At 61.6% G+C, this 14,110-nt stretch carries 9 protein-coding genes and 2 tRNA genes; 6 read left to right on the top strand and 5 right to left on the bottom strand.

Annotated features, from left to right (window positions below; translation table 11 throughout):
* Positions 1-26 precede the first annotated feature (26 nt).
* Positions 27-2,378, top strand: a complete 2,352-nt coding sequence (gene tamL / locus ABIB44_RS11940) for a translocation and assembly module lipoprotein TamL (RefSeq protein ID WP_354584895.1) — start codon at positions 27-29, stop codon at positions 2,376-2,378.
* Between the two features lie 272 nt (positions 2,379-2,650).
* On the opposite strand, the gene ABIB44_RS11935 is transcribed toward tamL, so the two are convergent.
* Positions 2,651-3,820, bottom strand: a complete 1,170-nt coding sequence (locus ABIB44_RS11935) for a hypothetical protein (protein WP_354584894.1) — start codon at positions 3,818-3,820, stop codon at positions 2,651-2,653.
* A 253-nt stretch (positions 3,821-4,073) separates the two neighbouring features.
* On the opposite strand from ABIB44_RS11935, the gene ABIB44_RS11930 reads away from it, so the two are divergent.
* Positions 4,074-6,092, top strand: a complete 2,019-nt coding sequence (locus ABIB44_RS11930) for a tetratricopeptide repeat-containing sensor histidine kinase (RefSeq protein ID WP_354584893.1) — start codon at positions 4,074-4,076, stop codon at positions 6,090-6,092.
* A gap of 1,164 nt (positions 6,093-7,256) precedes the next feature.
* On the opposite strand, the gene ABIB44_RS11925 is transcribed toward ABIB44_RS11930, so the two are convergent.
* Positions 7,257-7,334: transfer RNA gene (locus tag ABIB44_RS11925), tRNA-Val, on the bottom strand.
* Between the two features lie 77 nt (positions 7,335-7,411).
* Positions 7,412-7,486, bottom strand: a tRNA-Val gene (locus ABIB44_RS11920).
* A gap of 258 nt (positions 7,487-7,744) precedes the next feature.
* On the opposite strand from ABIB44_RS11920, the gene ABIB44_RS11915 reads away from it, so the two are divergent.
* Entirely contained in the window at positions 7,745-8,656 is a 912-nt protein-coding gene (locus tag ABIB44_RS11915) for a TerB family tellurite resistance protein (protein ID WP_354584892.1), read from the top strand.
* Positions 8,657-8,753: 97 nt separating this feature from the next.
* On the opposite strand, the gene ABIB44_RS11910 is transcribed toward ABIB44_RS11915, so the two are convergent.
* Together ABIB44_RS11910 and ABIB44_RS11905 are read right to left on the bottom strand one after the other, a co-directional pair.
* Complete coding sequence (locus tag ABIB44_RS11910; RefSeq protein WP_354584891.1) at positions 8,754-9,869, bottom strand: mechanosensitive ion channel family protein; 1,116 nt, start codon at positions 9,867-9,869, stop codon at positions 8,754-8,756.
* A gap of 45 nt (positions 9,870-9,914) precedes the next feature.
* Entirely contained in the window at positions 9,915-11,177 is a 1,263-nt protein-coding gene (locus ABIB44_RS11905) for an ABC transporter permease (protein WP_354584890.1), read from the bottom strand.
* Positions 11,178-11,325: 148 nt separating this feature from the next.
* On the opposite strand from ABIB44_RS11905, the gene queA reads away from it, so the two are divergent.
* The 3 genes from queA (at position 11,326) to ABIB44_RS11890 (ending at position 14,073) form a co-directional block, all read left to right on the top strand.
* Positions 11,326-12,375 carry a tRNA preQ1(34) S-adenosylmethionine ribosyltransferase-isomerase QueA gene (gene queA / locus ABIB44_RS11900; RefSeq protein WP_354585093.1) on the top strand — a complete coding sequence of 350 codons (1,050 nt, stop codon included), beginning with the start codon at positions 11,326-11,328 and terminating at the stop codon, positions 12,373-12,375.
* Positions 12,376-12,459: 84 nt separating this feature from the next.
* On the top strand, positions 12,460-13,197 hold the full coding sequence (locus ABIB44_RS11895) for a 2-C-methyl-D-erythritol 4-phosphate cytidylyltransferase (protein WP_354584889.1): 738 nt from the start codon (positions 12,460-12,462) through the stop codon (positions 13,195-13,197).
* Between the two features lie 90 nt (positions 13,198-13,287).
* Positions 13,288-14,073, top strand: a complete 786-nt coding sequence (locus ABIB44_RS11890) for an enoyl-CoA hydratase-related protein (RefSeq protein WP_354584888.1) — start codon at positions 13,288-13,290, stop codon at positions 14,071-14,073.
* The last annotated feature ends 37 nt before the right edge of the window (positions 14,074-14,110 follow it).

The following is a 14,110-nucleotide window of genomic DNA, read 5'->3' as shown; positions in this document are numbered from 1 at the left end:
CCATCCATTTGCCCGTTCGCCCCGATTTGACTTCCCCGCTTCCCTGTTCTCTTGCCACAACGCGCCGGCTTGCCAGCGGCGCGCTGCTGCTGCTGCTGGCCTCGTGCTCGGGGCTGAAATTCGTGCCCGACGGCGAGCGCCTCTACACGGGCAGTAAGGTGACCATTACCCCCCCCGCCGGCGAGAAGAAGGTGAACAACCAGTCGGCGCTGCAAACCGAGCTCGCGTCGGTGCTCCGGCCCAAGCCCAACGCCTCGCTGCTGGGCCTGCGGCCGAAGCTCTACTTCTGGCATATGGGCGTGGGCAAGAAAAAGGGCCTGGGCAAAATCCTGGCCGACAAGTTTGGCGAAGCCCCGGTGCTGCTTTCGCAGGTGAAAATTGCCGCCACCCGCGACCTGATGATTAACCGCCTGCACAACAACGGCTTCTTCAACGGCACGACTTCTTTTGAGGTAAAAAAGCAGGAAAAAACTGCGCAGGTCGACTATACGGCGCTGCCCGGGACCGTGTACCGCTACACGCAGGTCAATTTCCCGAAGCGCGACACGCTGGTGGATGCGGCCATCCGGGCCACGCAGGAAAAGAGCCTGGTGAAGGTGGGCGACGCCTACAACCTGAATACCCTCACGGCCGAGCGCGTGCGCATCGACGCCGCGCTCAAGGAGCAGGGCTACTACTATTTCGCGCCCGACTACATCATCTTCCGGGTCGATAGCACCCTCGACCACCGGGCCACCGTCGACCTGCGCATCAAGCCCTCGGCCCCGCTCAAGGCGTTGCAGCCCTACGTGCTCAATGCGGTGAAGCTCAACACCAACTACGTGCTGACCGACACCACCATGCGCAAGCCCATCTTGTACCAGGGCTACCAGTATTTTCCCGATGAGGACGTGTTCAAGGCCCAGGCCATCACCCGGGCCACTTTCCTGTACCCCGATAGCCTGTACCGCCGCCACCGCCGCGACCAGACCCTGAGCCGCCTCATGAGCCTAGGCACGTTCCGCTTCGTCGAAATTCGCTTTCGGCCGGCGGCGGCCGGCGACACGGCCATCGTCAATCCGACCACCAATTCGCTCAACGTTCGCTCGCGCCTCGACGTCGACGTGCTGATGACCCAGCTCAAGAAGAAAAGCCTGCGCGCCGAGGTGCAGCTCGTTACAAAAACCAACGGCTTCACCGGGCCGGCCATCAACGTGAGCTTCCGCAACCGCTCGGCGCTGCGCGGGGCCGAGCAGCTGATTATAAATGCCACGGGCTCGTTCGAAACCCAGACCCGCGCCGGCGGCAACGCCCTGGGCCTCACCAGCACCGAAATCGGGGCCAGTGCCAAGCTGCTGATTCCGCGGCTGGTGGTGCCCGACCTGCCGCTGCTGGACGTGCACCTGCCCAACTCCGATTTCCAGCCCCGCACCACCCTCGAGTTGGGCTACAAGAACATCACCCGCACCAATTTCTTCACGCAGGACCTGTTTAACGGGAGCTACGGCTACTCGTTCAAAACCAAGATTACCAACGAGCAGGAAATTAAGCCCATCGACGTGCAGTACGTGCGCCTGGCCAATACCACGGCCCCATTCGACCAGCTGCTGGTCGACAAGCCCTACCTGGCCAATGCTTTCCGCCAGCAGTTCATTCTGGCCAGCAGCTACCGCTACACCTACAACCAGCAGGTGCTGGAGCAGCGCCGCCAGCAGATTTACTTCAGCGGCGGCGTCGAGTTCAGCGGCAACGTGGCCAATCTGGTGTCCAGCAGCGTGGGCCTTTCCAAAAACGAACGGGGCCGCTACACCATCGCCGGCCAGGAGTTCAGCCAATACACCAAGGTCGATTTGGAGCTGCGCGAATACTTCCGCCTCTCGGCCGACCCCAGCAAGGGAAACCGGCTGGTGGGCCGCCTGCTCATCGGCGCGGGCCTGCCCTACGGCAACTCGGCCGGCACCGGCATGCCCTACCTCAAACAGTTCGGGGTGGGTGGACCCAACTCAGTGCGCGCCTTCGCGGCCCGCAGCATTGGCCCCGGCACCTACAAGCCCAATACGGATGCCGACAACAAAACCAGCTTCTACGACCAGGTGGGCGACCTGCGCCTCGAAGGCAACATCGAATACCGCCAGGACCTGTTTCCCTACGTGAAAGGGGCCCTGTTTGTGGACGCCGGCAACATCTGGCTGGTCAACCCCGACCCCCAGCGGGCGGGCGGCCAGTTCAAAGCCAACACCTTTCTCAACCAGCTGGCCGTGGGGGCCGGCGCCGGCATCCGCATCGACGTGCAGTTTTTCGTCATCCGCTTCGACTTGGCTTATCCCTTGACCGCGCCCTACGGCACCCCCGACAATCAGACCCCCCGGCTCAATCTGGCCATCGGCTACCCATTCTAAGCGGCGAGTATCAGGAGTCGCGTAAACGTAACCGTAGCACAAAAGGCGGTCATGCTTCATCTGGCGTCCGCGCAGTCGAAGCATCTCTACCGCAGTAGCAAGCTGTTGTGCAGAAGTAAACGTGTTGAATCTAGCACGTCATGCTGAGCTTGTCGAAGCATCTCTACCGCTTCGCAAGGGCCGTTCAACGAAGCGGTAGAGATGCTTCGACTGCGCTCAGCATGACCGCCTTTTTGCTACGGTTACTTCTGCACGATTACCTAAGAAATGAGCTACCGGATAATGGGCATGCGCTCGAACGGCCGCTCTCTATCGAACAGATAGCGGTAAGTGGCATGAGTTTTCACGATGCTGGCCCCGATGGAGCGAATCGTGACCAGCATGCGCGGGTTAAAATCCCCAATCCAGTTCATCTCAATATCGGCGTAGCCGGCATCCACGAATTTCTGGCGCGCATACGTCAGCATCGCTGCATCTACGCCGGTGCCCTGGTACTCGGGCACCACCCCGTAGATAAGGCCGAACATGCGCTTGTCGTTCCGCCGCATAAAGCGCCAGCGAGCCACCAGAAAGCGCAGCTTTCCCCACAGGTTCAGCCGCCGGCCCACGTGCCGGAAAATCTGGTTCAGTTCGGGCAAACTGATAAAGAACGCCACCGGCTCGCTGCCGTGGTAGGCAAACCAGAGCAGGCGCTCATCCACCACGGGCTTCATTTCCTTCACAATGCTGCGGGCCTGGTCGAGCGTCATCGGTTTCACGCCGCCGTGCCTAGCCCAGGCCAGGTTGTAGACGTGGTGGAAATCGTAGGCCAGCTTTTCGGCATCGGCCTTGCGGGCGTGCTCAAACCGGAATTCGGCCGCGTGCCCCGCTGCCTGCTGCGCGAAGCGGGCGTGTAGCGGCGTGGTCGTGGTGCGGTAGCAGGTGTATTGCTTGAAGTAGAGCTGAAAGCCGTACTGCTCGAACAGGGCCCGGTAGTACGGCGGGTGCCAGAACATGCCGTAGCTGGGCGGGCGCTCGAACCCATCAATCAGCAGGCCCCAGAAACGGTTGCGCTCGCCGAAGTTGATGGGCCCGTCCATGGCCTGCAGGCCCCGGCCAGCCAGCCATTGCCGGCCCGCGTCGAAGAGCTGGTTGGCCGCCGCCGGGTCGTCGATGCACTCAAAAAAGCCCAGCCCGCCGGTGGGCAGGTCGGCATTTTGCACATCCGGCGCATCGCGGTTGAGGAAAGCCGCCACCCGGCCGATGGTGGTGCCGGCCGCATCGGTCAGCACCCAGCGAATAGCCTCGCCATTGGCGAATTTCGGGTTTTTGATGGGGTCGAACACCACCTCCACCTCGTTTTCGAGCGGGCCAATGTATTGAGGTACGCCCGCGTGCAGGCGGGCAGGCAGGGCAATGAATTCCCGCGCCAAACGCGGGGTAGTTACTTCGAGCAGCGGCATACGAAAAACAAATAACGGCCGCCGAAAACCGCAGCAGCCAGCCTGCAAAGAAAAGCTCTGGCGGCGGCCCGGGCCGGCCGGCCGGACAATTTCGCACCGTCTTATTCCGAATATCGAAACATAGTAGTATTTTGGCTATGCATTCGTCGGCCACAATTGCGTGGTTCTTCGGCCGGCGCATTCCTTGCGCCGGCCGGTCACGGGGCTTGGTTGCTGGCTGTCCTTTTTTATCCTCTGCCCTTCCCGTATCCCGATGAAATCACCTATTCTTCTGGTGCTGCTGGGGCTGGCGCTACAGACTCGCGCCGCCGTTTCCGCTGCTGCTTCTCCGCTCGATAGCCTCCGGCGGCAGCTGGCCACCATGCCCGCCGACACCACCCGCGTGCTGCTCCTTGCGCAACTGGCCACCGAGCTCACTCAAATCGACCCCCTGGCCACCATTGTCTACTGCCGGCAGGCCCTGCAGCTGGCCCAAAAAATCGGATTTCGGCGGGGCGAGGCGTTGGTGCTGATACGCCTGGGCTCGGGCTTTCGCGAAGCCGGCAACTACCCGGCCGCCCTGCAGTTCGGCCTCAAGGGCCTGCATTTGGCCGAGGAAGTAGGCAGCGCCCCACTCGTGGCACGCGGCCTGAATGCACTGGGCTACCTCAGCTGGGAGCAGGGCAATAGCCGGCCGGCCCTGTTTTACCTGCGCCGGGCCAAGGCCGTAGCCGAGCACAGCCACGCCGATGCCGTGCTCACCCGCGTGCTGGGTAATATTGGCAACGTGTACCAGCAGCTGCACCAGCCCGATTCGGCCCTGCTTTACTCGCGCCAGGGCCTGGCCCTCGACCTGCGCAACCACGACCTGAGCAGCGAAGTAGGCGATGCCGCCATGCTGGGCAACATCTACGCCAGTCTGGGCAATCGCTCGCGGGCCCAGTATTACTACCGGTATAGTCTGCGCCGCTCGCTGGGTGCCGGCTTCACATTCGCCATCTGCCGGGCTTATTTGGGGCAGGCCCGCCTGTTTTATCCGCCGGCCGGCCCACCCACCGACTCGGCCCTGTACTTTGCGCGGCAGGCGCTGCGTACCGCCCAGCGCGGCAACTATCCGCGCGGCCAGTACGAGGCGGCCCAGTTTCTGGCCACGGCTCAGGCGGCGCGCCACGACACGGCGGCCGCCTTCCGCTACCTACGGCTGGCCAACACCACCCGCGATACGCTGTTCAGCGCCACCACGCTCAGCCAGATGCAGGCCCTCGACGTGAGTGAGCGGCTACGACTGGGCGAGCTCGACCGGCAGCGCGCCCAGGCCGCCACGCATCGCCGCCAAGTATGGCTGCTGGCCGCCCTGGCTGCCGCCGTGCCCGCGCTGCTGCTGCTGTGGCACAACGGCCGGCTGCGCCAGCGCGCCAACCAGCAGCTCAACGTCCAGAATGCCCAGCTCGAAACCCAGCGCGACGAGCTGCGCGCCACCCTGGCCCGCCTTGAAGAAACTCAGGCCCAGCTGGTGCAGAGCGAAAAAATGGCTTTCCTGGGCGAGCTCACGGCCGGCATTGCCCACGAGCTGCAAAACCCGCTGGCCTTCGTAAAGAATTTTGCCGATGTCAGCGCCCTGCTCGTCGATGATATAACCGGCGAGCCCTCATCGTCGGCCAACGGCGATGGCAGCCAAGAGCTGCTACTGGCCGGGCTGCGGCGCAATCTGCGCGAAATCAGCCAGCATGACCAGCGCGCTACGGCCATTATTGCCAGCATGCTGGCTCGCTCGCACGGCGGCCCGCCGCCGCCCCACCAGCCCACCAACCTCAATACGCTGGCCCTCGAATACTTGCGCCTGGCCTACCAGGGCATGCGTGCCAAAGACAAGTCCTTCGTAGCAGCCCGCCCTACGCACCTGGCCGAACACCTCCCGCTGGTACCCGTAGTAGCCCCCGACCTGGGCCGCGTCTTCCTCAATCTGTTCAGCAATGCCTTTTACGCCGTGCGCCAGCGCCAGCAGTGCGGCGAAGCCGGCTACTTGCCCGCCGTGCAGCTTAGCACGCGGCTATTGCCCTCGGGCCACGTCGAAGTTCGGATTCGCGACAACGGCCCCGGTACTCCGGCTGCCGTGCGCGCCAGCATCTTCCAGCCCTTCTTCACGACCAAAGTGGCGGGCGAGGGCACCGGCCTGGGTTTGGCCCTGGCCCACGACATTGTGGTGCGCGACCACGGCGGCACCCTCACCGTCGACTCCCGCGAAAACGACTACACCGAATTTATTATCTGCCTGCCGGTTCCCGTTGCCTAGTGGCACTTTGGAGTTTTTACGCAGCGTTGAAAACCGCTGCAGCTTGGCTCAATAGTGCAGCGTGGGCGCGCGCAGGGGCCGCAACGCAGTATCGGCACCGCTTACTCCTCGTGGCGGAGACCCGCCCATTGGCAGAGGCCCCCGCAATCCCCGGTTGGCCTGGAACTGCGCCAGCAAAAAGCAAAACGGACATTCTCCCCGGTTTTCTCCCGTGCCCGCCGCTCGCACTTCTGCCGGTATTTGCTGGGCCACCCGGCACCGGGGGTGCGTGTGGTAGATGGCGGAGCCAGCATCGTCGGGATGATTGCTGAAGAAGGGGAAAGCCGTTTCCATAACAATTCAAATTTTTTTTATAAATGTAGCCAATAATATTTATGTTTAATAATAAATTAACAAAAATATATTCAATTAGTTCTTATGTAAATGAACGCGCTGGCGCGCCAGCCCTTACCGCCCCTTTCTGCTCAACTGGCAAAGCTTTTTGCCCGCCACCCGGCCAATTTTGTAGCTGCTACCACGCATCGGGATACAGTATCCTCCTGATACAAGGCACGGACTTCAAGTCAGCATTCGAGATAGCAGAACGCGACATGGTGAGCATTGCTGAATGTCCAGAAAACCGCTTCACTTTCCCGGTGCTGCTTGCTGGTTTACCAGCCTCAAGGTGCTGGTGCACGGCGGTTCGCCATGCGTAACTGGTTAGCAACTACTCAGCAATCCAACTACGCACACAAGCGGCCGAGGCGTAGCGGGAGTCAGCTGTACTTGAGCTGGCCGCTGGGTAGGCAGGCATCGGTCGCTGGTTCTTGCAACGGATTTGGGCCGGCGCACCGACTGATTGCGGGCCAGCAGGTAGGCGGGCACGTAGCGTGAAGCCAACGGTACTGGCGCGAAAGGGGCCTCCGGCAAATAGGTTTGGTGAGTAGAGGAGCGTTCCAATAACCCAGGCCGCAGGGTCGCTACAGCCCGGGCGTGGTGCGCGGATAATCCCTAAAGTTACCCAGCCCGGGACATCTGCTGCCGGCAATTTCACCAATCCCGGCTGGCACTGCGCCAACGCACCCGGCAGCGGACCGAATGGTGGCCGCGGCCACCGGATAGGCATAGGCTGCTGGCCCTAAAAACGAAATGCCCCCGGTTAAAAAACCGGGGGCATTTCGTTTCTGGTGGGAAGTAAAGGATTCGAACCTTCGACCTCTGGCGTGTGAAGCAAGCGCTCTAAACCAACTGAGCTAACCTCCCGGATTTGTTTAAACCATCGTTTAAACCAAAAATAAAACAGCTACCTAGTTTGTGGGCTAAGTGACTGTCTTTCAACGTGGGGGATACTGGGTTCGAACCAGTGACCCTCTGCTTGTAAGGCAGATGCTCTGAACCAGCTGAGCTAATCCCCCGGGTGGCATTGCTGCCGTTTCGGATTGCAAAGATGGGGGTTGTTTCTGGAAATGCCAAACCGGGTAAACTCAACGCTGCCCCAGGCACGCCTATTCCACCCGTTAAATGGGCTCAACAATTTCATTTTCAGGCGCAGAATTTTTTTTCAAAAAACTTCAAAAGCTTCCCGCAGACGGCTCAATCCGTGGCCAGACAACGGAATTGGCAGGCTACCGTTAACGGTGCGTACCAACTTCTCACCCCCTTCTTTTTGCCCCATGAACACGCAACTGCTCCAAAATTATTCGGAAGACGAAAAAACCGCTTACCTGAGCGCCATTGCCAGCCTCGCTACTGCCGACCGCCAGGCCTCGCCGGCTGAAGGCCAGTTTCTGCAGGCATTGTCCCAGCAGGCCGGCCTGTCGGCCAGCGCGACGCAACAGGTAGTGGCGGCTGCCAACGACCCCAGCAACGAAAGCATTCAGCAGCACCTCGATGTGCTGAAGGGCAGCGACCTGCGCTATTCGCTCGTTACCGACCTTATCAGCTTTTCGCGCGCCGATGGCGCTTACTCGAACGACGAGGAAGCCATGGTGGACAAGATGTCGCAGTACCTGGGCATCAACCAGCAACAGCAGCAAACCCTCGAAACCGTGGTCGACCAGGCCGCCACTGTTGCCCACAACCCGCAGGACCCCGCCAAAGAGGGCTTCCTTAGCAGCATCGGCGACAAGCTCTCCAACGTCGGCATCCCGAAAGGCGCGCTGATGGCCGGCCTGCTCGGCGTGGTAGCGCCCATGGTGCTGTCGAAAGTGCTGGGCGGCGGCGGCTCGAACGCCAACGCCAACACGAACGATGGCTACGGCGACCAAAGCAGCTCGGGCGGTGGCCTGGGGGGCCTGCTTAGCGGCGGACTGGGCGGCCTGCTGGGCGGTGCGGCCCAAAGCGGCATGGGCGGCCTGCTGGGCGGCCTGCTCGGCAACGTAATGGGCGGTGGTGCCGGGGCCAACGTGCCGCAGCAGCAGTCGGCCATTGGCAGCGGCGGGCTGGGTTCCATCATGTCGGTGCTGGGTGGCCTGGGTGGCCAGCCCAACCAGCGTTCGGCCAGCTCGGGCGGCGGCGGCCTGGGCGGCCTGATGGGCGGCGGCATGGGCTCGTTGCTCGGCGGCCTGCTGGGTGGCGGGCGCTAGGTGCCGGGCCATTCGTAGCTTCAACAAAAAAGGCCCCTCCTTACCGGAGGGGCTTTTTTTTGTCGCAGTCAGCAGCCGACGTGCCGGGGCAGCAGCATCAGGCTCCGGACGCGGCGACTACGGGTACCGGCGCGCCGGCCAGGTTGCCCCCTTCGCGCTCCACTACCTCCACGATGCAATAGTTGAGGTCTTCCTTCACGTTGAGGTAGTCATCGTAGCTGGTGGTTTCGACGAAATACTGCACCGTTACTTCCTTGCCGGCCAGGGTGAGGGCACTAAATTTCATCTGCACGTCCTGCGTCACGAGGGGATGGGCCTTGATGCCGGCTACGGCCCCGGCAATAATGGCGTGCAGTTGGGCACTGGTCGTTTTTTGGTCGAAGATGAGGGTGAAGCCCACCCGGCGCGAAGTGCGCAGCGAGAGGTTGTCGAGGGGCTTGTCAATCATGCTCTTGTTGGGTACGGTCACGTAGCTTTTCTCGGCCGTGCGCAGGCGGGTGCTGCGGAAACCAATTTTCTCGACGGTGCCGCTCACGTCGCCGGCCGTCACGAGGTCGCCCACGCCGAAGGGCTGGTCGAGGAAGATGGTGAACGAGGCGATGAGGTTTTCGAGGCTTTCCTTGGCCGCGAAAGCTACGGCCAGCCCGCCAATGCCCAGGCCGCCGATGAGGGCCGTTACATTCACCCCAAACACCTGCCCCAGAGCCACCAGCAAGGCGATGATGATGAGCAACACCTTGAGCAAATCCTTGGCGAAGGGCAGAAACTGATTGTCGAGGCGCGTAGGGCCGATTTGGCTGCGTAGCAGGGCCCGCCGGTGCATCACCAGCAGGGCAAAATCGACTAGCCGCAAGGCTACCCGCGCGGCGGCAATGATGAAGCCCAGCGCCAGCAGCCGCCCCAGCAGCACCTCATGCCACGGAATCTGGCCGGGCCGGGCCAGCAGGCTGTGCGGGTAAGTGAGCGTGGCCCCGGCAATCTGAAGCGTGACGAGCAGCAGCAGCGTCGAGAGCGGCTGGATGAGCAGGCTGTGTAGCTCTTCCACGCTCACGCCGGCCGCGTAGCGCTTGGCGAAGGAGAACAGCAACTTGCTGAGCAGCCGCGACAGCAGCCGGCGAAACACGCCGCCGGCCAGTATAATAAGCGCGGCAACCAGGTATTGGCTCAGGGTGTTGCCCAGGATTTCGTAACTCAGGAAGGGGGGCAGCGTCATGCAGCAGCGTCGGTAGTTAGCAGATAAAGGATGTAGAACGACTGTTTACTTGGCCCGGATGGCGATTACGGGGTCGAGGTTGGCGGCCAGCACGGCCGGCACGATGCCAGCCACGATGCCGATGCCCACCGAAATAAGTAGCCCCAACACCACCCGCGCCACCGACATGGTGAGCGGTAGCGCATCCTGCGGCACCAGCGTTACCAGCCACACCAGCACCAAGCCGGCGGCCCCGCCAATGAGACACAGAAAGACGGCTTCAAACAAAAATTGAAACAGGATGAAGTAGTTTTTCGCCCCCAGCGATTTCTGAATACCGATGATGTTGGTGCGCTCGCGCACGCTCACAAACATGATGTTGGCGATGCCAAAGCCGCCCACCAAAATGGCAAACGAGCCGATGATGCCGCCCACGATGCCAATTACCCCAAAAAACTTACCGACTGCCGAGGCAATCATCTCGGGGCGGTTGAGCGCGAAGTCGTCGACTTCGCGGGGCTTCAGGCCGCGAATGTTGCGCATCACGCCGCGCATCTCGTATTCCAAGTCGAGCAGGCCAGGGTCTTCATCGCGTCCCTTCACCACCAGCGTGGCAGCGGGCCCACCGCCGAAGCCCGTCGTGCTCAGGGCAAAAAACTTGATAAACAGGTTGAAAGGAATGAGGCAGTTCGCATCATTACTGGAAATAGTGATGAGCTTTTTGCCTTCCTTGGGCATCACGCCGATGATGGTGAAGTTTTGGCCACGGGCTTTGAACTGCCCGCCCAGCGCGCCACCGTTAGGAAACAGGTTTTCGGCGATGGTGGCCCCAACGATGGCTACCGGCCGGGCCGCGTCCATCTCCTGCTGCGTAAAGTAGCGGCCTTCGCGCAGCGCCACGGTGTTCACGGCGCGGAAATCGTAACTCACGCCTTGCAACACGCAGTCGGCCACCGAATTGGAGCCAGATTTAAAGGTGTTCCCACTTTTAGCCGCGACAATGGCCACGCCTTTGTTGTTATCACTTAGACGGCGACGCAGCTGCTGAAACTCGCGCGGCGATGGATTGGGCCGGTTAAAGTATTTCCACCACGGGTAGTCGGGCCCGAATTCGAGCGGCCACTTCTGAACGGAAATAACTTTGTCGCCCACAAAATCGAGGCTGCTGCGGATGTTGGCTTCCAGCGAATCGACGATGGTGAAAACGGCGATGATGGAAAAGATACCCACCGTGACGCCGAGCAGCGACAGTATCGTACGCAGCAGGTTGGATTTGAGGGCATCCCAGGCAAAAAGAAAGCTTTCGAAGGTGAGGCGGAGCGTGAGCATGGTGCAAAAGACGGGGTTGGGCCGGAAAGTTGCGCCCGCGCCCCGGTGGGGCAAATGGGCCAATCACAAAAAACAACAAATTCCAAATAAAAGCCGTACTTTTGCCTCCCCAAATTTCCGTATATTCCCTAAATACAGCCCTATGGCAATGAAATTGCACGAGTTCAAATTTGAACTCCCTGAAGAGCTGGTGGCCCTGCACCCCGCCCGCAACCGCGACGAAAGCCGCCTAATGGTGGTGCACCGCGCGACTGGCCAGATTGAGCACCGTAACTTTAAGGATATCCTCGATTATTTCGACGAGGGCGACGTATTTGCGTTCAACGACACGAAGGTTTTTCCGGCCCGCCTGTATGGCAACAAGGAGAAAACCGGGGCTAAGATTGAAGTTTTCCTGCTGCGCGAGCTGAACAAGGAGTTGCGCCTGTGGGACGTGCTGGTGGACCCGGCCCGCAAGATTCGCGTCGGCAACAAGCTGTACTTCGGCGAGTCGGACATGGTGGCCGAAGTAATTGACAACACGACTTCGCGCGGCCGGACCATCAAGTTTTTGTTTGATGGCACCGACGAGGAGTTCCGCAAGGCGTTGTACGAGTTGGGCGAAACCCCGATTCCGAAGGAAGTTATCAACCGCGAAACCGAGCCTGCTGACAAGGAGCGGTACCAGACCATTTATGCCGAGCATATTGGCGCGGTGGCGGCCCCGTCGGCCGGCCTGCACTTCACCCGCGAGGTGATGAAGCGCATGGAAATCAAAGGCATTGAGCCGGCGTTTGTGACGCTGCACGTGGGCCTGGGCACCTTCCGCACGGTAGATGTGGAAGACCTGACCAAGCACAAGATGGACTCTGAGAACTTCATCGTGACGGCCCCGGCCTGCGCCGTGGTGAACAAGGCCCTCGACGCCAAGCGCAAAGTATGCGCCGTGGGTACCACCACCGTTCGCGCCATGGAGGCGTCGGTTTCGGCCAACGCCCGCATGAAACCCACGCAGGGCTGGATTGACCGGTTCATCTTCCCGCCCCACGATTTTAAGATTGCCAACTGCCTGCTCACCAACTTCCACATGCCGGAGAGCACGCTCATCATGCTGGCGGCGGCCTTTGCCGGCTACCCGCTGCTGATGGAGGCCTACAAGCAGGCCATCAAGGAGAAATATAAATTTTTCAGCTACGGCGACGCGATGCTGATTCTGTAGTTTACGCCTCGTAGCAAATGCTTTTTTTAGCGCCGGTGGCCCGTAGAGGACCACCGGCGTTGTTTTTTAGGCATCTTCGCGGCCATGAAACCCCGTTCCTCCTCCCCAGCCACTCCTCCTCCACTCCCACCGCATGCGCCCGGCAGCGGCGTTCCCCGGTTCGCCATTCTGGTAGCGGGCGGCAGCGGCACCCGCATGGGGGCCGACCGGCCCAAGCAGTTTCTGCTGTTGCGTGGCGAGCCGGTGCTGCTGCACACGCTCCGCCGCTTTGCCGAGCCGGCGTTGCGCGTGACCGAGTTGGTGGTGGTACTGCCTGCAGACCAGCTCGACACCTGGCAGGCCCTGTGTGCCGAGTTCAGCGTGACTATTCCGCACCGGCTGGTGGCGGGCGGGGCCTCGCGCTGGGCTTCGGTAAAAGCCGGTCTGGCCGCCTTGGGCGAACATTTCGAAGGCTTGGTGGCGGTGCACGATGGTGTGCGCCCGCTCGTGCCCCGCGCGGTGGTAGAGCGCACCTATGCGGCGGCCGCCACCCACGCCGCCGCCGCCGCCGCCGTGCTACCCAAGGACTCGGTACGGCTGGTATCGCCGCAGGGCTCGGCCGCGCAAAACCGCAGTCGCCTGCGCCTGATGCAGACCCCGCAGACGTTTGAAATCGACCTATTGCGCCGCGCCTACGCCATGCCCGAGCTGGCCACCTTCACCGACGATGCCACGGTGGTCGACGACCTGTGCCGCGTGCAGCTGGTGGAGGGCGACTACCGCAACCTGAAAATTACCACGCCGGAGGATTTGCTGGTGGCCGAGGCACTGCTGGGAGCGTAGTACATGCTTTGGCCTGTGCGTTATTTGCACGACATATTTTCACTTCGACTTCACCACTCCGGCACAAGCTAAAGCACGTGCTACAAGCTTATGGAATACACCAGCCTGCTCTACGACGTGCGCCCCGACGGCGTAGCCACCATCACCCTGAACCGCCCGGAGGTGTTCAACGCCTTCAACGACCCGCTGAGCTACGAGCTGCAGGATGCCCTGAAGCAGGTGGCGCGCGATGCCAGCGTGCGGGCCGTGGTGCTCACGGGCGCGGGCCGGGCCTTCTGCTCGGGCCAGGATTTGAAGGCGGCGCAAGGCGCGGAAAAACGCTCGTTCTACGACTCGCTGCACAAGCGCTACAACCCCATCATCCGGGCCATGCGGGCGCTGCCCAAGCCCATTATCGGACGCATCAACGGCGTGGCGGCGGGCGCGGGGTGCTCGCTGGCGCTGGCTTGCGATGCGCTGGTGGCCAGCACCGAAGCTTCGCTGATTGAAGTGTTCGTGAACATTGGGCTGGTGCCCGATTCGGGCTCGTCGTGGTTTCTGCCGCGGCTGGTGGGCACGCTCAAAGCCTTTGAACTGTGCAGCCTGGGCTCGAAAGTGCCCGCCGAGGAGGCCCTGCGGCTGGGCCTGGTGAACCAGGTGGTGGCCCCCGAACAGCTTGACGAGGCTACTTATGCCCTGGCCGGCCGCTACGCCGCCGCGCCTACCAAATCCATCGGCCTCATCAAGCAAATGCTGAACAAGGCCGGCGCGGCCACGCTCGATGAGATGCTCGACTACGAAGCCCACTGCCAGCAGATTGCCGGCGAATCAGCCGACTACTTTGAAGGCGTGAAGGCCTTCAGCGAGAAGCGCAAGCCGGTTTTTAAAGGAGAATAACTCCTTACTGTCGACTGCCACCCGGCAGCCGTTCATG

The organism is Hymenobacter sp. UYCo722, from assembly GCF_040547115.1.
Classification (GTDB): Bacteria; Bacteroidota; Bacteroidia; order Cytophagales; family Hymenobacteraceae; genus Hymenobacter.
This window is presented reverse-complemented; position numbering and strand designations above follow the sequence as displayed.